The sequence below is a fragment of the Roseimarinus sediminis genome (genome assembly GCF_050433125.1).
GTDB lineage: Bacteria > Bacteroidota > Bacteroidia > Bacteroidales > Prolixibacteraceae > Roseimarinus > Roseimarinus sediminis.
Genome location: NZ_JBNPXV010000006.1, coordinates 65,721 through 87,096, shown reverse-complemented (window position 1 = coordinate 87,096; position 21,376 = coordinate 65,721). Strand labels below are relative to the sequence as shown.

The window sequence follows — 21,376 nt, the reverse complement described above, 5'->3', positions numbered from 1 at the left end:
ACTACTAAATCTACTTTGCCGGCACCTGCTTTAACACTTCGGTAAGAAATTGCCAAAAGCGTTCAACAGACGAAACATTTACTTTTTCGAAGGGAGAATGAGGGTGTCTGATGGTTGGCCCCACAGAAATCATGTCCCAATTGGGATAAGTGGCACCCAGTATTCCACATTCAAGGCCGGCATGCATGGCCACCTCGTTGGCATCTTTGCCTTTCATTTTTTTGAAAGTTTCAGACATCACTGCCAGAATTTCCGAAGCAGGATTAGGCTTCCAGCCCGGATAAGCACCACTCAGTTCCACTTTGGCACCTGCCAGCTCGAAACAGCTTTCGAGCGAAGAGGCTACATCGTCGCGTGCCGAATCGATGAAACTGCGGGTCAGACACTGTAATTCGGTTTTGCCCTCCGACGAGCGAACAATCGATAAATTGGTCGAGGTTTCGACAACCCCCGGCATGCTGTCACTCATTCTGATAATTCCGTTCGGACTGGCACCTATTGCATTCACAATGTCATCCTGCACCATTTCGGGCATCAGCCATGCGGGAAGGTCGCATTGTTTGGCCTTCAAATTCAATTTTGGTTCAACAGCGCCCAGTTCATATTTCCACTTGTCCAGTTCGTCCGCCAGTGTTTTATTCATCGCTTCCAATTCGTTATCAAACAGGGTTACTACAGCAAAGCCTTCGCGGGGAATGGCGTTTCGCATGTTTCCGCAATTGATCGAAGCCAGGCGCACACCGTGTTTTCTAATCAGTGTCTTTAATAAACGTCCCATCAGTTTGCAGGCATTGCCACGCCCCAGATGAATATCAAGACCTGAATGGCCACCATTCAACCCGGTAATTTCGAGCTGATAAGCCACATCACCTGTCACATCCTGGTCGTCCTCATATTGCCAAAGTGCATTGACATCGATGCCTCCGGCACAGCCTACGCTGATATCATCTTCATCCTCGCTGTCGAGATTAATCAGAATATCGCCCTTCAGAACACCGGGCTGTAGCTGTAAAGCACCGGTCATTCCGGTTTCTTCATCAACAGTTACCAGTACTTCGATGGGACCATGCTCAAGATCGTTGGCTTCAAGAATAGCCATCGAAGCAGCCACACCAATTCCGTTATCAGCTCCCAGAGTGGTATCACGCGCTGTAACCCAGCCATCTTCAACATAGGCATCGATGGGCTGGGTGTTGAAATCGAAACTGGTACCGCTGTTAGCCTGAGGCACCATGTCGATGTGTCCCTGCAGAATAATGGTTTTGCGGTTTTCATAGCCCGGAGTTGCAGGCTTGCGAATAATTACATTTCCGGCCTCATCCATGATGGTCTCAAGGCCAAGTTGCTCACCAAAAGCTTTCACTGCCCGGGCAGCTTTCAGCTCGTTTTTCGACGGGCGGGGTATTTGGGTCAGTTTATAAAAATTTTCCCACAGCAGTTGAGGTGCCAGCTTCTTTATTGTTTCACTCATTGATTGTAGTATTTAGTTTTGATTTCTGCAAGGTACAAAAAAAGGCTGCCTCCAGGCAGCCCTCCTATATGACATTTGTCGGCTTACTGCACTTTACTGATACGTTCTATTGCACCTGTGTGCCTGTTGTAGCTGACTTGATACTGACCATCGGCCAAATTTAAAGGTACAGGAGCCAGGGTGCCCAACTGACTTACAAGCGACCGACCGCGATAGAGTTCGCTTAAACCATCATTCACTTTGAGTTCGGCCATTACCGGTATCCGGTAAAACAGCCCCGTTGCACCCGCTTCAGGATGATCGGAAACACTTAGTTTGGATGCTTCCTGATAGGTTTCGGCATCGCGATTCAGGGTGATACTTACCGGACGCCCACTCAGATCACTCTTGGGCAATACTCCCTTTTCATCGGAAAAACGAAAAAGCACTTCATTTTTAACATCCTTGTTCCCCGGGAGATAATGAAAACTAAAATGATGTTTCGAAGTATTGGTCACACCGGTAAACAGGCTGGTATACAAAGCATCGAGCCGTTGGGCTTCCTTCACAAACACCTCATAGCCTTTACCATCTTCAGGTATAACATCCGAGGGATCGAGAATGGCATAAGCTCTTTTCTTCCGTAAGCGAATAATGTAATCGGCTGCTTCACGGGCTTTTTCTTCCAGGCTTTTGGTCTTCATGGTTTCGATGCCATTTTCGGTATCGACCAGCAGCTCATAGAATTCATTGGATGAGCGATCGGTGAAATATTGGTCCGGGGCTTCCTCAACGGGAATAAAACCATCACCAATCATCGTACATTCACCCCCTTCGGCACTCGTATTCACCCCTGTAATGATACCACAGCCATTGCTGACAATTAAACCGGCAACGGGATCCATGGCTTTAAACATTGCGTCAGGATCGGCTTCACTAAAGGGCTTCACCTTAATACCAACAATGTTCCAGCGTGTTTCGGGCTGGCTCTTCACCTGTTCAATTCCAAGGTATTTTTGGGCATATTGATAATAGGGGCCCGGAACAAAAGTGCTTCGTTTTGCCACTACTTCGATCACAAAACCAGTACGAGGCAGTGCATAAACCACCCCTTCGGAAATTACGGGTTGAATTGTTTGTTCATTGTCTTTTCGCTTGTCGTCTCTTCCCTGGGCATTTAACCCCAGACTTAAAAATACGACCCATATTAATAGTTGAATTTTTCTGTTCATTTTATTCATTTTAAAAAGTTGGCAATACAAAGATGAAAAAAAAGGCAAAACCACGAAGTGATTTGCGCCATTAATACATGCTTCGAAAGGCCTCACCAAGCGATTCGATGATGTCGGAAGCGATGAGTGCTTCATAACCCCGGCTTTCTGCAGCCACATCACCTGCCACTCCGTGAACATACACGCCCAGTCTGGCCGCATCGAATGGCTTGTAACCCTGAGCTAATAACGCAAGAACAATGCCGCTTAGTACATCTCCGCTTCCGGCTGTGGCCATTCCGGGATTGCCGCTACTGTTAAACCACACCTCGCCATCGCTGTCGATCACCTGGGTGTGAGCACCCTTCAGGACTACAATTACTCTGTTTCGCTGTGCAAACGAAATGGCCATCTGCAAGCGCTCCCAGGCACTTTCAGCCGGTCCTGTTAAGCGTTCAAATTCTTTGGGATGAGGCGTTAGGATGCTATCGGCAGGCAGCAGTTTCAGCCAGTCTCTGTTTGCTCCCAGTATGTTCAATGCATCGGCATCGAGCAGTAAGGGGCAGCTTAGCTCTTCAATTAATTTCTTCAGTCCACGCTGGGTATTAACTTTCTGACCCAACCCGGGGCCACAGCCCACCGCCTGATACTCCGCTCCAACAGTTGCACCAGTAAACATGATATCCGATTCGTCGATGCTGGTCATGGCTTCAGGAACGGCCGTTTGAATAATGGGGTATCCTCCGTGCGGCACATGTGTCGTTAGTAGGCCAACACCCGCCCGCAGGCAGGCGCGCGACGCCAGCACGGCCGCCCCCATTTTTCCATAGGCACCTGATATGAGCAGGGCATGTCCGAAGTTTCCCTTGTGGGCGAACTTACTGCGATTTTTCAGCCAACTGCCAGGCAGTGATTTTTCCAGGTAATGAAAAGGTGAAAATGTTGATTCAATGGCATCGGGATGCAAACCAATATCTTGTACCAGCCATGCTCCGGTATAAATTTCATTTTCGGGAAAAAGAAAACTCAGTTTAGGAAATTGAAAAGTCAGTGTAATGTTTGCTCTTATAATGTTTTCAGGGATATTGTGCGTATTGTCTTCGCCCATCAGGCCCGAAGGGATATCAATCGACAGCACTTCAGCTCCTGAATGATTGATGTGCTGTACAATTTCAGCAGGCCATCCATCGAGGGGTCGGTTCAGCCCCGAACCAAAAAGCGCATCAATGACGAACTCATCCTCCTTGATTATTGGCAAATCGTTTAAATTATTTAGCCTTTTCACCCCGACCAGCCCCTGCTCACTTAATCGCTGAAAGTTGATGGCAGCACTTCCGGTCAATTCTTTTCCAAAATCAAGCAGCCAAAGCATTACCCTGAACCGATCAGCATGGCCTGCCAGCAGACGGGCCACTGCCAGTCCGTCGCCACCGTTATTCCCGGGCCCGCAAAAAACATGAATGTTTCCTTCCCACGATGTTTCTTGTACTACATATGCTGCCACAGTTGCAGCGGCCCGTTCCATCAGGTCGATGGCTTCAATAGGCTCATGTGCTATCGTATAACGGTCGATCGCTGCAATCTGCTCTGTTCTGAATAGTTTCATATTTTTTAAATTCTAAATTTTGAACCAAAAAGCCACTTTTGAAAAAACCACGCTTGGTTTTGGGTAAAACCACACTAGGTTTTGGGTAAAACCACACTAGGTTTTGGGTAAAACCACACTAGGTTTTGAGTGAAACCACGCTAGGTTTTGGGTAAAAGCACGCCTGCTTTTTGTCATCAGCACGCAAGGTACTCATCCGTGCTTATAATCCGCTGCTTGTTTGCCCTGTTCATTTCACCAGGCGCTTTCAAGATTAACAAAATTGGTCCCCTTAAGATCGGAATGTCTCATAAAAACTTATTATTCGTGCACAAGCAATACAACAAAGCCCGGGCTAAGCGTCCATGTAAATCATACATCTCCTTCATATTGCCGAAACGTACCTGTAAATTTAATAAAAATACTATTTTTGTTTCCTCACAAAAATCCAATTACCTATGACTCGAGATAAGAATACAGCATTCTTCGGACACCCGGTAGGGTTATCGTCGCTGTTTGCCACCGAAATGTGGGAACGGTTTAGTTACTATGGAATGCGCGCCCTTCTGGTGCTTTTTCTAACAGCAACCTTTGCTGAAGGTGGCTTTGAATTGGGCGAACTGGATGCCTTTACCATCTATGGTATCTTTACAGGACTTGTATATGTGACTCCCATCATTGGCGGTGTTTTAGCCGACAAAATTCTTGGTCAGCGAAAAACCATTTACATTGGTGGTTTAACCATGGCCATCGGGCAATTCATGCTCGCAGCAAGTGCTATGATGGGCAATGCCGACATGGAGTACCGTCAAATGATTTTCTATGCCGGTTTAGGAATTCTTATTCTTGGAAATGGCTTCTTTAAACCGAACATATCGACCATGGTAGGTGAGTTGTACGATAACAACGACCCCCGAAAAGATGGTGGTTTTACCATTTTCTACATGGGTATTAACCTGGGTGCTTTCTTATCACCCCTGGTGGCAGGAAAACTGGGGGAACAGGTTGCCTGGGAATACGGTTTTATGGCTGCCGGAGCAGGAATGCTGATTGGTACTATTTGGTTCTTTATTCGCAGTCATACCCTTGGCAATATCGGGATGCCGCCAAAAGTTAAGGAAATCAGAAACCGCCTTGCACTGAAAGACTGGGGTACCATCGTCATGTATGTCATCATCATGGTTGGCCTTGTATTTGGTTTCATTTTTGGGTGGAGCAGTGTCGATCCTACGCTTCAATCATGGATCCTTCGGATTGTTGGTTTCGGTGGTCTGGCCTATCTGGTCACCAGCATTGTGCGGGGAACTAACGGAAAAACCGAATGGAGCCGTGTTGGAGTAATCCTTGTTTTGGCTGTTTTCAATATCTTTTTCTGGTCGGGCTTCGAACAGGCCGGAACAACCTTTAATGTATTTGCCCGCGACCAAACCCAGCGTATGATTGGAAACTGGGAGATTCCCGCTTCGTGGTTCCAAAGTGTCAATGCCATTTTCATTGTAATGTTTGCGCCTTTGTTCAGTATACTGTGGGCCAGGCTTGACAAGAAGAAACTAAATCCCAATACGCCCATGAAATTTGGCTGGGGTATGCTCTTGCTTTCAATAGGCTTTGTAATCATGGCATTTGCAAGCAAACTGGCCGAAGGAGGCAACCTGGTCAGCCCCCTGTGGCTGGTGATGGTTTTTATGCTCCACACATTTCGTGAGTTGTGTTTATCGCCCATTGGTTTATCGATGGTAACCAAACTATCGCCGGCCAAGCTGGTATCGACCATGATGGGTGTATGGATGGGATCGTTTGCAGCAGGTAATTTCGTGGCCTCACAAATGAAAGCCATATCGCTGAACCTGGAGACCAAACTCGGTATGGAGATTTCGGTATTCTGGTTCATTGCCATCGAAACGGCCATTGCCGCAGCCATATTGATGCTGATATCACCCTGGTTAAAAAAGATGATGAAAGGAATAAAATAATATCGCTTGATAATTTAAAAAACCGGAGCAGTTCACTGTTCCGGTTTTTTTATGACCTGTCATCTCAATTCCCTACAGATTTCATTATCTTTCTGGGGTTTTATCATTCCATAGCGCAGAACAAGCCCTTATTATTGTGTGCGTTTATTGAACCGTTTTCACCACAAAACCATACTGTAGAACAATCAAAGCTAAAAAACAGAAATCTATTATGGCAAAAAGCAAACATCCGAGGGGTTTAATGATCCTTTTCTTCACCGAAATGTGGGAGCGTTTCGGCTACTATCTGATGCTGGGTATTTTCACCCTGTATATGATTGCTCCCGAAACAGCCACCTTTGCAGGTTTGGGCATGAGTAACATGGAAGCTGCCGATATCTACGGCACTTATCTGGCACTGGTTTATCTGACGCCTTTCTTCGGAGGACTGCTGGCCGACCGTTTTATTGGTTACCGCCGGTCGATTTACATTGGCGGGGTACTGATGGCCGCGGGTTACATTGGCTTGTCGATTCCCAACAGCATGATGGCCTTCTATCTTTCACTTTTGCTTATCATTCTGGGGAATGGCATGTTTAAACCCAATGTTTCAGTGCTACTTGGCAAGTTGTATGAAAAACCCGAGTATGAACATCTCAAAGACTCAGGCTACAACATTTTCTACATGGGAATCAACATCGGCGCCTTTGTGTGCAATTTCGTGGCTGCATGGCTTCGACTAACCTATGGCTGGGGCTGGGCTTTTGCTGCTGCCGGATTTGGTATGCTCATAGGGGTTATCTGGTTTGCCTGGGGCAACTGGAAAGTACCCGAGATTAAGGAAGCCGATCAGATTTCGCCCAAGCGCGAAGGCGATTTACCACTGTCGCGTATCTTTACTGTTCTTTTTCTTCCTGCCTTTGTTGCTGCTGCCATCGGATGGATGATTCCAGGCGACCTGTTTGGTTCCGACTCCAACGATGCCTTCATCTTCTTCTGTCTTCCGGTATTACTTTTCTTTTTCAATACCTGGCGCAGTGCAGCAAAAAACGAAAAGGCACCCATTGCCGCCCTGCTGTCGATATTTGGTGTGGTAATCATCTTTTGGGCTGTATTTCATCAGAATGGTTCTGCACTCACCTACTGGGCCAAAAACAATACCGATCGCGAACTGGGACCCAAAATGGAAATGGTGATTAACACCATTGCCAGCACCGAAGATGTATCTACTGTACCTCGCGAACGGCAGGTAATTGGTTTGCACGGTGAGGAATTGGGTACCGAAATGGGGCCCAGCTACTATTTCGATAATTACAATAAAGAACTTCCTGCAGGAAACCTGGACGGGAAACCAGACGATCTGAGTGCAGATGAATGGGAAAAGGTGAAGGAAGATGCCCGCCAGGAGCATGGGAAACTTGTTTTGTGGCCCACCGAATTGCAGGCATCAATTAATCCCTTCTTTGTCGTTGTGTTAACACCACTCGTTGTTGGTTTTTTTGGTTTTCTGGGAAGAAGAAAAAAGGAACCATCAACACCAGGAAAAATTGCCTGGGGCATGCTCATCTCTGCACTTTCGTGGCTGGTGATGGTTGCTGCGGCCATCAGTTCAGGCAATGGAATGGACAAGGCTTCGGTTGCCTGGCTTTTTGGAGTTTACGGAGTAATAACCATTGGTGAACTGTGCCTGAGCCCAATGGGCCTTTCGCTGGTATCAAAACTGGCCCCAAAACGAATTGCAGCCCTGATGATGGGAGGCTGGTTTTTATCAACTGCCATTGGAAATAAATTATCAGGAGTGCTTTCGGGAATGTGGGACCTGTTTGAGAAAAAATCGAACTTCTTCCTCACCAATGCCCTGTTAACTGCCGGTGCATTTCTGCTCACCATGTTGTTGCTTCCCTGGCTAAAACGGGTCTACAATGAACATGTAAAGCATTGATCCCGGAAAAATAAAAACAGGAGCTGATCAACTAAGATGAAAAGAAAAAACAAGGACACTGCAAGTTGCAAAGTCCTTGTTTTTTCTATTAAAGAATGCGGAACATCTTAAATAATTCATCCCGGTTGTTCCTGCTTACGGGTATCTTGCTTTCTCCAATGAGCAGTGAATTACCATCAATTCCGGTAATGGCATCGAGGTTGACGATAAAACTGCGATGCACGCGCATGAAGCGTGTTTGGGGTAAAAGATCTTCAAAGCTTCTTAAAATCGAAGAATACATGTAACGGCCGCTTTTCGTAAAGATGATTGTGTAATTGCTTTCGGCCGACAGATAATAAATATCATCGAAACGCACCCGTTCGAAATGGCTTTCACGTTTCAGGAACAAGCTCTCCAGAGCAGGAATTACCGATGGGGCTTCTTCCGGCGCTTCTTCTTCGACCTGACCAATTTCGCCCGGACGCCTGTTCGAAAAATTAAGCAGGGCCATTTCAATGGCAATCTGCACCTGGCGGTCGTTGAAGGGCTTAAGCAGGTAGGCCGAAGGTTTGGCTTCCTTCGCTTTTTGAACAACTTCTTCGCTGGCCAGTGAGGTAAGGAAGATGAAAGGGATCTTGTATTTCTCGCTGAGTATTTTGGCCAGCCCAATTCCATCGGTGTCTCCGTCGATGTTAACATCAACAAGCGCCAAATCAACATTGCCATCGTCGAGTATCTCAATGGCCGCCTTGGCCGAAGGTGCAATTCCTTCAACGTGATATCCAAAATCGCTCAGGCGCGCGGCAATATCTTCGGAGATCATGAACTCATCTTCTACGATGAGAATACTAACTTCTTTTTCCATTTTAAACAATTTTTTCCTTATTAAGTACCAATTGCCACTGGGTTCCTCCCTCCGATGTCCACGATAGCTTTCCGCCCAACTGTCGAACCAGCGACTGAACCAATTTTAATCCAAATGATTTGCTTTGACTGATGTCGAAATCAGCCGGCAGGCCCACCCCGTTGTCTTTTATCCCAATGACCATGTTTTCGGCTTTGCTGAGTATACTAATTTGAAGTACCGGAGTCGGGTTATCTACCCCGCCATACTTTAATGAATTAGTCACCAGCTCATTGATTATTAAACCCAAAGGAATCGCCTTGTCAATTTTCATTACAAAAGGTGAAAGGAACAATTCGAGTTTGAAATCCTTTCCAAAATGCATTACCAGATTGCTTGTTAACTCTTCGATGTAGTTTTTCACGTCAATCATGGTATCGATATCGTCGCGATAAAGTTTCTGATGGATTAGCGTAAGGGCTTCGACCCTGTATTTTCCAGCCATAAGAGCCTCTGCTGCCGGATGGCCTTTCAACTGGCGCGCATGCAAACTGAGCAGGCTGGCCACCATTTGCAGGTTATTCTTAACCCGGTGATTTAATTCCCTAAGCAAAAGTGCCTTTTCATTTTCGCGTTGCTCCACCAATGCTTTTTGCTCATAAATCTGCGCATTGATTAGTTTCACTCTTCGGTTGGCCTGCGCAAGACTAAAAATGAAGATGAGAAAGACAATGGCACCTATAAATAACACAATTGCCAATACCCTTTGCAACTTATTGATTCGGTTCAAGACTTCTATCTGTTCTTCTTTTTTGCTTAATTCGAAACGACTTTGCTGCTGCTCCATCATTCGAACATTTTCAACATTTTTCAGGCTATCGTCGTAGTTCTTGTATTGCTTATACAAAGTGAGTGCAGTATCGTATGCACCCTGCTCTTCATAAATTTCAGCCAATTCGTAACTGAAATCCCTTACCTGCTCCTTCAACTTCAATTGCATGGCGGTATTCAGACTCTGATTTATGGTGTGTATACCTCCGGCGATGTTACCGGTTTGTATCATTAGTTTTCCCAACTCTGCCTCATAAACCGAAGCCCGATAACTATCATCCTGCTGGCGAAAAAAATTACTGGCCTGCAATAAGGCCTCCTCTGCCTCGTCATATTTCTGTTGCTCAAGATAAACCATGCCCATATTTCCAAGAATCGTTGAACGGCATCTTTTGGCCTCGTTACTTTGTCGCTTAATAAGTTCTATATGATGCAGGGCTTCACTGAAATAAAAAACAGCACTGTCGTTCATCTCGAAGATGCGATAAGTTTCGCCAATATTAAGTAAGGTATTGGCCATACTCAAGGTATCGGAAAATTCAGAAAAACGCGCCAGTCCTTGTCGTTGGTATTTAATTGCGTTGTAAAGATCATCATTACTCACAAAAGCGTTGGCAATTGACCCCAGTGCATAAGCTTCCTCTTTGAACATTTGCAGTTTCCTGAATAGCTCAGCAGATTGAATAATCTTTTCAATTCCTATTAAGTTGTTTCCAAGGCGACATTGATTATTTCCAAGATACAACAAGGCATAGGCCTCTTCTTTTTTCATGCGGGTTTTACGGGCCAGGTCAAGCGCCTGCTGGCCATAAGCATTCGCCTGGCTATGATTATTTCGCTCGTGATAAATTAAATTAAGATAAATGTTGACCTTTTGTGAATCAGTCAAATCATTCGCCAACAACTCATTATGCAACGAATCGAGCAATGAAGAGGGGGGCTGCGACCAGCCCCCCAATGTTAAACCCAATAATATGATGAGCAAGATTCTCATCTTCTTAATTTCCTCCAGATGTATCGGGTGGTGGTGGTGGTGGATTTGTATCACCCATTGGGTCAATTACTCCATACTTTTTTACTCCTTTGGCATCGTTGAATTCGAAGTAAAAAGTGTACTTAAACCGACCTCCGCTGCTAACATCATCCGATGTTTCCAATTCAAACACGTTGTCTTTTGTATTTTTCGAATGCACCTTTAATTTGCCATTCCCCTGCATTGGCGGAGGATTTTTGAAGATTTTCTTCCATTTGTCTTCGGTAGGGGCATTGCTTACCATTTCAAGATCCATCACCTGCGCATCGTCTTCAACCGTGAATGACAATTTTTTACCATTCGCTGAAAGCAATTCCCATTGATATACACTTTGACTATCGAGCAAAATGATATTTCTCAACGGACCATAAAACGCCGCATACGGTGAAATTAACTCATAAAACGAATTGGCATCGTAAGGCTTTTCTTTGCTTCCCAAATCTGGGTTATCTTTGAAATAAGCCATCATTTCATCGACATAGACCCTGACTTGTACTTTAAAAAGTTTCTTTTTCATTGTCTAATTTTTAAGGATTTATAGTTTTATTTAACCATTTAAAGTTATTGATTAATATGAAATTAAAAAATCTGACAATAAAAAAAAACACCATTTAGCGAATAAAATTTTTCAACTCCTTTTCGTACTAAAAAATAGTTGAAGCAAATTTTTAGCTTCCCCGGCACAAATTCCATGAACGACACTGCATGCTGGATGCAATGCAGCAGGAGCAAAAGTCGCAAAACCTTTCTTACTGTCACTGGCACCATAAACCAGTCGCCCCAGTTGCGACCAGCCCAAAGCACCTGCACACATAACACAAGGTTCAAGCGTAACATAAAGGGTACAATCCTTAAGATATTTGCCCCCCAAATAATTAGCAGCAGCTGTAATTGCCTGCATCTCGGCATGAGCTGTTACATCAGTCAGGGTTTCTGTCAGATTATGTGCACGGGCGATGATCTGATTTCGGCATACCATTACGGCACCAACCGGGATCTCTCCTGCATCAAAAGCCATTCGCGCTTCATCAAGCGCTTTTTTCATAAAATACTCATCAGAAAACGATTGAAGCATAACTTATTTTTTTTCCAAAGATAGCACGGAGTTCATTTTAAACAATCAGACAGAACATTAGTGCTTCATTTAAAAAGACAAGCATTTACAAACTTGCTATTAAACTTAATAAAATCATTATGCATGTTCAAAGAAAGATGTTATATGAAAAACATACAACAAACATGTTAATTTTTATTAACAATGCAATTCTTTAATATAATAAAAAAACCCACTAAAGCTTCGACAGACATAGAATACAACACATTACCCTGTCTTTGTTATTAAAAGAAAGTACCTAATTTTATTAACAAGCTAAAATTAATGATACGGAACATCAATTTTTTATTAGTATTTTTTTATATTTAAACACTAAATCCGTGATTAAGCAACCGGATTTACTTTGGGGAAACATAAAATTAAAGTCATGATTAGTTTAGCGCAAGAGGGAAAAGCCATTTGGAGAAGAAGTCAGGCTGTATTATTATTAATCGGAGTAACCCTGATTATATGGGGTATATTTATTCTGAGTTTTGTTTTCATCTATCAGGGCCTGTTCTGAAAATAGCTTTTATCTATTATTTACAAGATCATCTTATTCAACTTCATAAACTGAATTTTGATCGATCATCTGGCTTGGTTTGCATTCAAAAAAACCAATGGAAAGAACATGGATGTACCTGTATGTCTAAGTCCTAACAGTGCATAATCCTTTCATCTGATTCCGGCAAAAATCCTGCACAGTAAAATGTGAGCTCAATCATCGTGATGGTTGAGCATTTCTTACTATTTTAGCAAGCAAAATAGAAAAGTCTTAAATTATGTACAGAACGCATACTTGTGGCGAATTAAGAAGTGATCATATTAACCAGGAAGTGATCCTTTCCGGGTGGGTTCAGCGACTACGCCGGCTGGGCGGAATGACATTTATCGATCTGCGCGACCGTTATGGCATCACCCAATTACTTGTTGACGAGAAGGCTCCGGGCGAATTAAAAAAGGCCGTTGAAGAACTTGGGCGGGAGTTTGTCATTCAGGCAAAAGGAAAGGTTCTTGAACGTCAGAACAAGAACGATAAGATTCCAACAGGCGAAATTGAAATAGAACTTCAAAGCGTGACGGTATTGAGTCCATCGGAAGTTCCTCCTTTTACGATTCAGACCGATACCGATGGAGGTGACGAACTTCGCATGAAATACCGCTATCTTGATTTGCGCCGCGATGTCGTACGGGAGAATCTCGTTTTGCGTTCAAAAATGGCCATCGCAGTACGTAATTATCTCGATGCAAAAGAATTTATCGAAACAGAAACTCCGGTATTAATTAAGTCAACTCCTGAAGGAGCCCGTGATTTTGTTGTACCGTCACGAATGAATCCGGGTGAATTCTATGCCTTGCCCCAAAGTCCGCAGGTATTCAAACAATTGTTAATGGTTGCCGGATTTGACCGTTACTACCAAATAGTAAAATGTTTCAGGGACGAAGACTTACGTGCCGACCGTCAGCCCGAATTTACTCAGATCGATTGCGAAATGGCCTTTGTTGAGCAAAGCGATGTGCTGGAAACCTTCGAAGGAATGACCCGGCACCTCTTCAGAGAAATCAAAGGAATTGACCCGGGAGCATTTCCTCACATTTCGTATGCCGAAGCCATGGAGAAATACGGCAGTGACAAACCCGACATTCGTTTCGACATGCTTTTCAACGACATCAGTTCGCTGGCTAAAGGAAAAGGATTCCCCGTTTTTGACAATTCAGAATACATTGTCGCCATATGCGCAAAAGGTGCCGCCGAATACAGTCGGAAGCAACTGGACGAACTCACAAAATATGTACAACGCCCACAAGTTGGTGCCAAAGGATTGGTTTACGTAAAATGCAACGAAGACGGCAGTTTCCGTTCCTCGGTCGATAAATTTTACAATGCTGAAGATTTGGAACAATGGGCCAAAGCATGTGAGGCCAAAGCCGGCGATTTGATCCTGGTACTTTCGGGCGATAAAACATCAACACAGGAACAAATGTGCGAACTACGTCTTGAAATGGGACGCAGGCTCGGACTCATGGAAAAAAACACCTTTAAACCACTATGGGTAGTTGACTTCCCCTTGCTTGAATGGGACGAAGAAACAGCCCGTTTTCATGCCATGCACCATCCTTTTACTTCACCGAAACCCGAAGACATTCCGATGCTCGACAGCGATCCTGGCAAAGTTCGGGCCAATGCCTACGACCTTGTAATCAACGGTGTGGAAATAGGTGGCGGCTCAGTTCGTATCTTCGACAGTGAACTGCAGGCCAAAATGTTTGCCTTGCTTGGCTTCACCCCCGAACAGGCAAAATCCCAGTTTGGCTTTCTGATGAATGCATTTAAATATGGTGCACCTCCACATGCCGGAATTGCCTTTGGATTCGACCGCCTGGTTAGTATGTTTGCCGGTTTAAACAGCATACGTGACGTGATTGCTTTTCCAAAGAACAACACAGGAAGAGATGTAATGATTGAGTCTCCATCGCCTATTGCCGAAGACCAACTTGACGAACTCTGTCTGAAAATCGAGAAACCAAAGAAAATTTAAAAGAATAAACACTATCATTAACTCCGGCATTCAGTGTCGGAGTTTTTTTTATGGCTGAAGTCGATATACCGTCACATGATCTTCAACAAAAACCGTGTCGAACACATAGCTTCCTTCAATTGCTGACATGATCTTCTGATTTTCATATTGCACCAGCACAAATTCGGGGCGCTGTTCAATAATCTTGTTAATTTCTTCATCAGCATTGAGCCTAAAAGCCTTTCCAATATCGGAGAATAAAAGCGAGGAATGTACATATTTTGCAGGAGGGGCTTGTTCTAAAAGATAATAGATCACAGGTTGATAATTGGCAACATACACCCTTCCCTGGCTGCTGTTTTTTTCCTTTAGATAGCTGGCAATTTCATTGGGGTAATCACGTTCTATCACATTGTCGACATACGCAAACACTTGAATAAGAACAAAAACCAAAGCGAACAGCAACTTACCACTACGCCCTTTGAATAGAAAAGCGCCCAATCTGTTCAAAATAATTTCTTCATGAAAGAACAAAGCAGCCAAAATACTGAATGGCAACATTAGCTGAATTGCATAATGGCTAAAGCCCTTTCCCAGCATAAACATGGAAAATAAAACGGCTAGAATCCATCCATACATCAAAAGACGAAGCTCCGGTTTCAACAGCTTGTGTTGTTTTCGCAAAACAAAAAGAATAAAAAAAGTAAAAGGCAGAAAGCGCAATAAAAAATCACCCAGTAAGACTAAAAAGCGCAAAACCGAAGGCGCTTCACCGTAAAGTCGGGGCAAGGTAAAGGTAATGTAGAAGAAATCGTCGAAACGCTTATTTACATAAAAATACAAAGCCGTAAAAGCAAAAGGAAGTATGAAGCCTGCCAGTGAGATCACTGATGGCATGAGTCGGATGCCTGACCAGCGAACTTGTTTTGCTTTCAGCAAGGGGCTCAATAATATAAAAACGACAAAGGCCACATAATCCATCAGCACCACATATTTAAACATGAAGCCAATCCCCATCAGCACGCCACCCGGAAAGTAATACCACCTCCTGTCGCGAAGAAAAAAGAACAAGGCGGTAATGGTGAAAAAGTTGAAGTACAGTTCGGTATTGGGCGAAAGACCAAAATACACCCACAAGGAAGAATAAAACACATAAATAATACCAGCTGCAAGTGCCGATATTGCACTTTTAAACAGCATGCCTGAAACCTGCTTCACAAAATAAGCAGTAAACCCAACCATAACTGCCGCAAACAGGCGTTTAAGAAAAATTGAATACCCAAACAAATATTGCAGTCCTGAATAAAGCCAGAAAATAAAGGCAGGTTTGGTATCTGTCACATCACGATAAAGCTGCTTGCCTTTTAGCAACTCATTACCAATGAGCATATAGGTCGATTCGTCATGATCGAGCACACTGGGAAAAAAGCTAAATAAACGCAGCAGAACAGCAAAAACAATAAACAGAATTAAGTGCTGGTATCTCGAACTTGCCATCATTGACTTCATAGGGTAAGAGAAATACTAAGGCCGAAATACAACATCTAGACTTACCTGCTCTTCAACAGCCTTGCCGTCTTTTATGGCTGGCGACCAGCTTGGCCCCTGCTGAAGTACCCGAACGGCCTCATTAAAAAATTGCTGATTTTCAGGCCCTTGTTCTTGTTTGAAATTATACAGTCTGCCACTCACTGAAACAGTGAAACCTATCCGCAGGGCTTCACGCTCACCTGATTCATCGTTAAGCGGATAAATTACATTTTTTTCAACATACTGAATCAGCTCGTCGATTCCTCCCTGAGGCGCAGCATTGCTATCTGAAAGCGTTTCTTCTGTTGATGCTTCGACCTTGTTTAGCTCAGCAGGCTGCTTATCAACTAAATCCGATTCCGATGCTGTTCTCCCAAAGCTAAGCTGTAAGCTGGAGAAGACACTACTATCGGCTGCAATAATTTTATTGGCCTCGATTGATGGTACCGGGATTAAGGAGAATGACAACATCTCGCTACTGTCATTTCTTTCAGAAAGTGCTTCCTGCTCTTCTTCCCTGGTATTTGCCTTAACCGGCTTTGTTTGACGAATACTTACTGCCTCTGCCTTCTCTGCTGATTTGACTTCATCAACGATGGGATCAGTTTGATTGAGTCCTTGCTGCTCCTGCCCCATTTGAGCCAGACTGTCGACCCAAAGAGCGTCGTTAAAATTTGTCAGTGAATCGGTATTGCCTGAAAATACTAAGGTGTCGGTTTGGAGAACACCTTCGTCAGGAAGCACTGCATCCTCAACAATAACATCTGTTTTCCTCTCATGCTTACTCCACCAAATTATGCCCGGAACAAGCACGAGGATAATGAGCAAAACAAGCACAATAAATAGCGGCTTTATCTTCCCCTTTTTAGATCTCTTATGAAGACTAAGCGACCCCAGATCCTTTATAACATCAGAAGGTTTGAATTCAGAAAGGCCCTCAATGGCTTCAGCAAGAAAAGGATCTCTTTCGAGCGCCCGCTCGAACTGATAGCGCTCATCTTTCGACATTTGATTATTCAGGTAACGAACAATCAATCTTTCGAGCTCATTATCGTGCAAGTTATCATTCATTGCCGGCTCTTAAACAATTGGTAATATGCTGCTTTCCTTTTTTTATGTGCAATTTTACATCCTGTTCGTCACACGACAAAGAAGCCGCTATCTCACTATATGTATGGTGCTTAAAATAAAATTGCTCAATACACGTACGTTGAAGCTCATCAAGTCGTTGTATACAATTTTTTACTGAAGCACTTAAAGCTCCCACCTTATCAAGCGGATGCAGTTCCAATTCATGCATCATCTTTGAATCAAGAGGAGTGACGGCCTCTTTTAATTCCTCATTTTCGCCAGTTTCATTACTGAAAGTGCTGCAAGCAGATTTCGCTGTAATATAGAGCCAGTTTTTCAAGTGACTGATTTCGTACTTTGCGGCTTCAATCGACAACTGATCGAACACTTTACGAAGCAGTTCCTTTGACTTCAGGCGATCGTGCAGATATTTCAGCCCAATGCCATATACCAACGGAATATATTTGGTATACAACTGCTTTAACAAATCGATATCGCCCGTTTTACGAAACTGGCGCATTTGCGTTAAATCGAGTTGCTTATCAAACTGCTCCTGCTTTAATGTTAAAGGCATATTTAAAATTTCTTTAATTCCTCTAAAAGTAACAACAATTTTCAAGCTAGAAAACTCGTGTTAATATAAATTAAACTGCAAGCAGGCACAAAAGGTTTTTGGTCGGCGTAAGCGACAACGATTTGGAACTGCCCAATTAGAAACAAGTATTTCATTGCTCCATTTTCAGCCGGACACTAAAAAGCCCGTTACCTTTGAAGATAACGGGCCTTTCTGTTAGCTATTTAAAATCAGTTGCCGATCAGGGTCAGGCTTAAATGTTCGTCGTTTTTTTCAGGATAAAAATCATTGATATAAAAATCCTGATAGGCATTGCGAATTTGAAATACATGCGGCCGTGGCTTTAACTTCGATCTTTCAACAAAGTTCTCGAGCGTTTTCGGTGCAATGTATTTCTCAAAGTGCATTAAAACGTTGTACCTGGCATCCACCAGCTTATTCGTTTTTTTAGCTGCACGTCCTACTCCGTATTTGTCATTCAGAAACGCAATATCCACACCAAGATCTGAGATATTGATTCCTTTCAAGTCATCGAGTGTCTCAGGGTCGGTATCTCCTGAATGAAATAATTTAACGCCGTTAATACTGACGAGATAACTCATATTTTCAACATGATCGTTTTCTATTTTTTCATGTTTAACATGCATTGCCAGTATTTCAAAACCTTCAATCAAAACGCGATCATATTGATTGGCCATTGGTGTTGCTTCGATAATCCGGTCAGCAATTTTTGGAAAATCGCTTGTAAAGATTTTCATCTTATTGATAACCTGTTGAGGGCATACCATTTTTACTTCTTCATTATTAAGCATGAAACGAGTGGCTACATAAGGGTCAAAATGGTCGGCATGAAAATTAGATACGAAAAATACATCGATGTCATCAAAAGGATGAAGCCCATTTTTCATCAACTCAACAGTGTTTTCGTCGGGCTCAATGTAACGATTCATTCCATTTTGAAAGATCCCGTCGAATAATACCTTCTCGTAGCCAACCTGAACAATAAAACCACTGTTTGCCAAATAGGTGACTCTTGCTGATTTTACTGTTTGATTATTCTGCCCATTCACGAAGATGGTTGATAATCCAAAGAATAATGTTAGCAATATGGTTTTTAAAAAAATCATGGTCGTTTGTTTTTAAAATATTTAATGAACCCGAGCTATGAGTTAATTACTATTACAAAAATACCTGTTTCTCAATGGAAATGCACTTATTTAATAAAGACTTTTTAGTATTTTTTATGAAAGGTGCCCTTATGGTGATAAAAGCCGATTTAGCTTAGACGAAAATGAACAATCCAAAATATTCGAATTCTTTCTTATTGACTATTAGTTTTTTATGCGATTTCGATGTGTGAATGTTCAATTTTCACATGTGAATGGTTCATTTTATTGAGTGAATGGATTCAATGCAGCTGAATTCTCATCGAAAATACCTTGCAAGTTCAACAGATACATTGGGAAAAACTTTAAAAGAAGTCAAAAACAGGACTAAAAAACCGGCTCAGGATTGATCGATCCCGGCCGGTTAGAAACTAAAAAATCATTTATTTTTACAATCAGACCACTCCTTGTGCCAGCATGGCATCGGCTACCTTAACAAAGCCACCAACATTGGCTCCACGGAGATAATCAATTTTACCATTTCGAAGTCCATGTACCTTGCAGGTTTCATGGATTTGTTTCATAATGATATGCAAGCGCCCATCCACTTCTTCTTCTGTCCAGTTGTAGCGCATGGAGTTTTGAGTCATTTCGAGACCCGAAACAGCAACACCGCCTGCATTAACGGCTTTTCCGGGAGCATAAATAATTTTCTCATTCAACAACTCAACTGCCTCCGAAGTACAGCCCATATTGGAAGCCTCGGCTACAAGTGTACATCCGTTTTTAATCAGGAGGGCTGCATCATTTTCATCCAGTTCATTTTCACAGGCACAGGGAATTGCAATATCCACTGCCTGTTCCCATGGACGTTTGCCGGGATGGAAGTCTGCGCCAAACTCACGGGCATAAGGTTCAACAATGTCGTTGTTGGTCGCTCTGAGCTCAAGCAAATAATTGACCTTTTCTCCTTTAATTCCATCCTTATCATAGATATATCCGTCGGGCCCTGAAATGGTTACCACCTTACCCCCCAGTTCATTAATTTTGGAAATCGCTCCCCATGCTACGTTTCCAAATCCGGAAATTGCAAAGGTGTGACCTTCTATCGTTTTACCAAGTTCCTGCAACATTTGCTGGGTAAAATAAACGGCTCCGTATCCTGTAGCCTCTGGTCTTATTAAACTACCACCCCACAATATTCCCTTTCCGGTAAGAACACCGGTAAATTCATTCTTCATTCGCTTGTATTGGCCAAACAAATAACCAATTTCGCGCCCTCCTACCCCAATGTCACCTGCAGGAACATCGGTATTCGGTCCAATATGTCTTGCCAGCTCGGTCATAAAGCTCTGACAGAAACGCATAATTTCGTTATCTGACTTGCCCTTGGGACTAAAATCCGATCCGCCTTTGCCTCCTCCCATGGGGAGTGTTGTAAGACTGTTTTTGAATGTTTGTTCAAAACCCAGGAATTTTAAAATGCTCAGGGTAACACTGGGGTGGAATCTTAAACCTCCTTTATAGGGTCCGATTGCACTATTGAATTCTACACGATAGCCACGGTTTACATGAACCTCTCCCCGATCATCAATCCATGGAACCCGAAACATAATTACTCTTTCGGGTTCAGTAATTCGTTCAAGAATTTTAGCCTCCCGGTACCTTGGATTACTTTCATAAACACTCCAAACCGACTCAACAACTTCCCAAACAGCCTGATGAAACTCCTTTTCTCCCGGATTACGTGAGATTAAAAGATTCATAAACTCATTAATATCAGCCATGTTAGTTAGATTTAGTAATTAATAAAATCAAAGTTAAGAGAAAAACAAAGGCAGAAGTTGAATGAAGGGTACAAGTCTGACAAAACAAAAGATTTACAATCAAACGATTAACATTTTTTAACATATCTAATTTTCTCTGTTTTGACTTATCTCAGTACAATGGACGATGATGCCCGAAGTTAATTGCTGATAAGAAAATTTGCACCAATATAGTATTTGTCAAGCTTCAATGAATATAGAATGTAGTAGTAGTACATCGAACAAAACAAAAAAGGTCACCTGTTTTTCAACAAATGACCCTGTGTGCGGTGGGCGATGAGTCCCGGTGATTACCGGGAGAACCCCCGACCCTCCCGGTGTTACCGGGATGCACTGCTTCCTTGCGAGATCAATGCTTCAAGATATCGTCGATCTTTCATTTTCTTTAAATTCAATTCTCGGTTGAATGCTTCCTTTCTGCTCTTAAAGCATTCATAATACTTCAGCTCCCATGGCTGACCGGTAGCAGTAAAACCTTTCCTCGAATGATTGTGACGATACAAACGATCTTCCAAATCTGAACTTGAACCAATATAGTATTTGTCAAGCTTCAACGAATATAGAATGTAGCAGTAGTACATCGAACAAAACAAAAAAGGTCACCTGTTTTTCAACAAATGACCCTGTGTGCGGTGGGCGATGAGGGATTCGAACCCCCGACCCCTTGGGTGTAAACCAAGTGCTCTGAACCAGCTGAGCTAATCGCCCGTATAATATTTATACTTTATTTCCTAATGAACGTCTTTGGACTTTCTTCTGAGCTAATCCGACCCTCCCGGTTGTACCGGGATACTCTGAACCAGCTGAGCTAATCGCCCGTATAATAT

17 protein-coding genes and 1 tRNA gene are annotated in these 21,376 nt (G+C 43.2%); 4 read left to right on the top strand and 14 right to left on the bottom strand.

Translation table 11 applies throughout. The features are described 5' to 3' along the window. Nucleotides 1-10: 10 nt before the first annotated feature. The 3 genes from FHS86_RS09275 to FHS86_RS09265 form a co-directional block, all read right to left on the bottom strand. Complete coding sequence (locus FHS86_RS09275) at nt 11-1,471, bottom strand: aminoacyl-histidine dipeptidase (protein ID WP_429412730.1); 1,461 nt, start codon at nt 1,469-1,471, stop codon at nt 11-13. An 83-nt stretch (nt 1,472-1,554) separates the two neighbouring features. Next, entirely contained in the window at nt 1,555-2,682 is a 1,128-nt protein-coding gene (locus tag FHS86_RS09270; RefSeq protein WP_429412729.1) for a DUF4831 family protein, read from the bottom strand. 70 nt (nt 2,683-2,752) lie between these two features. Beyond that, on the bottom strand, nt 2,753-4,267 hold the full coding sequence (locus tag FHS86_RS09265) for an NAD(P)H-hydrate dehydratase (RefSeq protein WP_429412728.1): 1,515 nt from the start codon (nt 4,265-4,267) through the stop codon (nt 2,753-2,755). A 437-nt stretch (nt 4,268-4,704) separates the two neighbouring features. On the opposite strand from FHS86_RS09265, the gene FHS86_RS09260 reads away from it, so the two are divergent. Next, nucleotides 4,705-6,219, top strand: coding sequence for a peptide MFS transporter (locus tag FHS86_RS09260; protein ID WP_429412727.1), 1,515 nt, complete (start codon nt 4,705-4,707; stop codon nt 6,217-6,219). A gap of 211 nt (nt 6,220-6,430) precedes the next feature. Next, entirely contained in the window at nt 6,431-8,140 is a 1,710-nt protein-coding gene (locus tag FHS86_RS09255; RefSeq protein WP_429412726.1) for a peptide MFS transporter, read from the top strand. Between the two features lie 88 nt (nt 8,141-8,228). Here FHS86_RS09255 and FHS86_RS09250 read toward each other — a convergent pair whose 3' ends face one another. The 4 genes from FHS86_RS09250 to FHS86_RS09235 form a co-directional block, all read right to left on the bottom strand. Further along, on the bottom strand, nt 8,229-8,987 hold the full coding sequence (locus FHS86_RS09250; protein ID WP_429412725.1) for a LytR/AlgR family response regulator transcription factor: 759 nt from the start codon (nt 8,985-8,987) through the stop codon (nt 8,229-8,231). Between the two features lies 1 nt (nt 8,988). Continuing rightward, on the bottom strand, nt 8,989-10,791 hold the full coding sequence (locus tag FHS86_RS09245) for a tetratricopeptide repeat-containing sensor histidine kinase (RefSeq protein ID WP_429412724.1): 1,803 nt from the start codon (nt 10,789-10,791) through the stop codon (nt 8,989-8,991). A 4-nt stretch (nt 10,792-10,795) separates the two neighbouring features. Continuing rightward, on the bottom strand, nt 10,796-11,347 hold the full coding sequence (locus FHS86_RS09240) for a hypothetical protein (protein ID WP_429412723.1): 552 nt from the start codon (nt 11,345-11,347) through the stop codon (nt 10,796-10,798). Nucleotides 11,348-11,458: 111 nt separating this feature from the next. Continuing rightward, a complete protein-coding gene (locus FHS86_RS09235) occupies nt 11,459-11,905 on the bottom strand; it encodes a nucleoside deaminase (protein ID WP_429412722.1) in 447 nt (148 codons plus the stop codon). A 406-nt stretch (nt 11,906-12,311) separates the two neighbouring features. Between FHS86_RS09235 and FHS86_RS09230 the strand changes: the two genes are divergently transcribed. Beyond that, nucleotides 12,312-12,446 (top strand): hypothetical protein, encoded by a 135-nt coding sequence (locus tag FHS86_RS09230; RefSeq protein ID WP_429412721.1) that lies wholly within the window; start codon nt 12,312-12,314, stop codon nt 12,444-12,446. 259 nt (nt 12,447-12,705) lie between these two features. Next, nucleotides 12,706-14,463 (top strand): aspartate--tRNA ligase, encoded by a 1,758-nt coding sequence (aspS, locus tag FHS86_RS09225; protein ID WP_429412720.1) that lies wholly within the window; start codon nt 12,706-12,708, stop codon nt 14,461-14,463. 48 nt (nt 14,464-14,511) lie between these two features. Here the strand turns inward: aspS and FHS86_RS09220 are convergent, their stop codons facing one another. The 7 genes from FHS86_RS09220 to FHS86_RS09190 form a co-directional block, all read right to left on the bottom strand. Further along, nucleotides 14,512-15,939: an ArnT family glycosyltransferase gene (locus FHS86_RS09220; RefSeq protein WP_429412719.1), complete on the bottom strand. Its 1,428-nt coding sequence runs from the start codon at nt 15,937-15,939 to the stop codon at nt 14,512-14,514. Nucleotides 15,940-15,966: 27 nt separating this feature from the next. Beyond that, the gene (locus tag FHS86_RS09215) at nt 15,967-17,043 is read right to left on the bottom strand and encodes an energy transducer TonB (RefSeq protein ID WP_429412718.1); all 1,077 of its coding nucleotides are present in this window, start codon (nt 17,041-17,043) and stop codon (nt 15,967-15,969) included. After that, a complete protein-coding gene (locus FHS86_RS09210; protein ID WP_429412717.1) occupies nt 17,036-17,662 on the bottom strand; it encodes an RNA polymerase sigma factor in 627 nt (208 codons plus the stop codon). Before FHS86_RS09210 ends, FHS86_RS09215 begins: the two co-directional genes overlap by 8 nt. Nucleotides 17,663-17,847: 185 nt before the next feature. Next, complete coding sequence (locus FHS86_RS09205) at nt 17,848-18,744, bottom strand: MBL fold metallo-hydrolase (protein ID WP_429412716.1); 897 nt, start codon at nt 18,742-18,744, stop codon at nt 17,848-17,850. A gap of 434 nt (nt 18,745-19,178) precedes the next feature. Next, a complete protein-coding gene (gdhA, locus tag FHS86_RS09200) occupies nt 19,179-20,510 on the bottom strand; it encodes an NADP-specific glutamate dehydrogenase (RefSeq protein WP_429412715.1) in 1,332 nt (443 codons plus the stop codon). A 359-nt stretch (nt 20,511-20,869) separates the two neighbouring features. Further along, nucleotides 20,870-21,130 (bottom strand): GIY-YIG nuclease family protein, encoded by a 261-nt coding sequence (locus FHS86_RS09195; protein WP_429412714.1) that lies wholly within the window; start codon nt 21,128-21,130, stop codon nt 20,870-20,872. Nucleotides 21,131-21,182: 52 nt separating this feature from the next. Next, nucleotides 21,183-21,257: transfer RNA gene (locus tag FHS86_RS09190), tRNA-Val, on the bottom strand. Between the last annotated feature and the right edge of the window lie 119 nt (nt 21,258-21,376).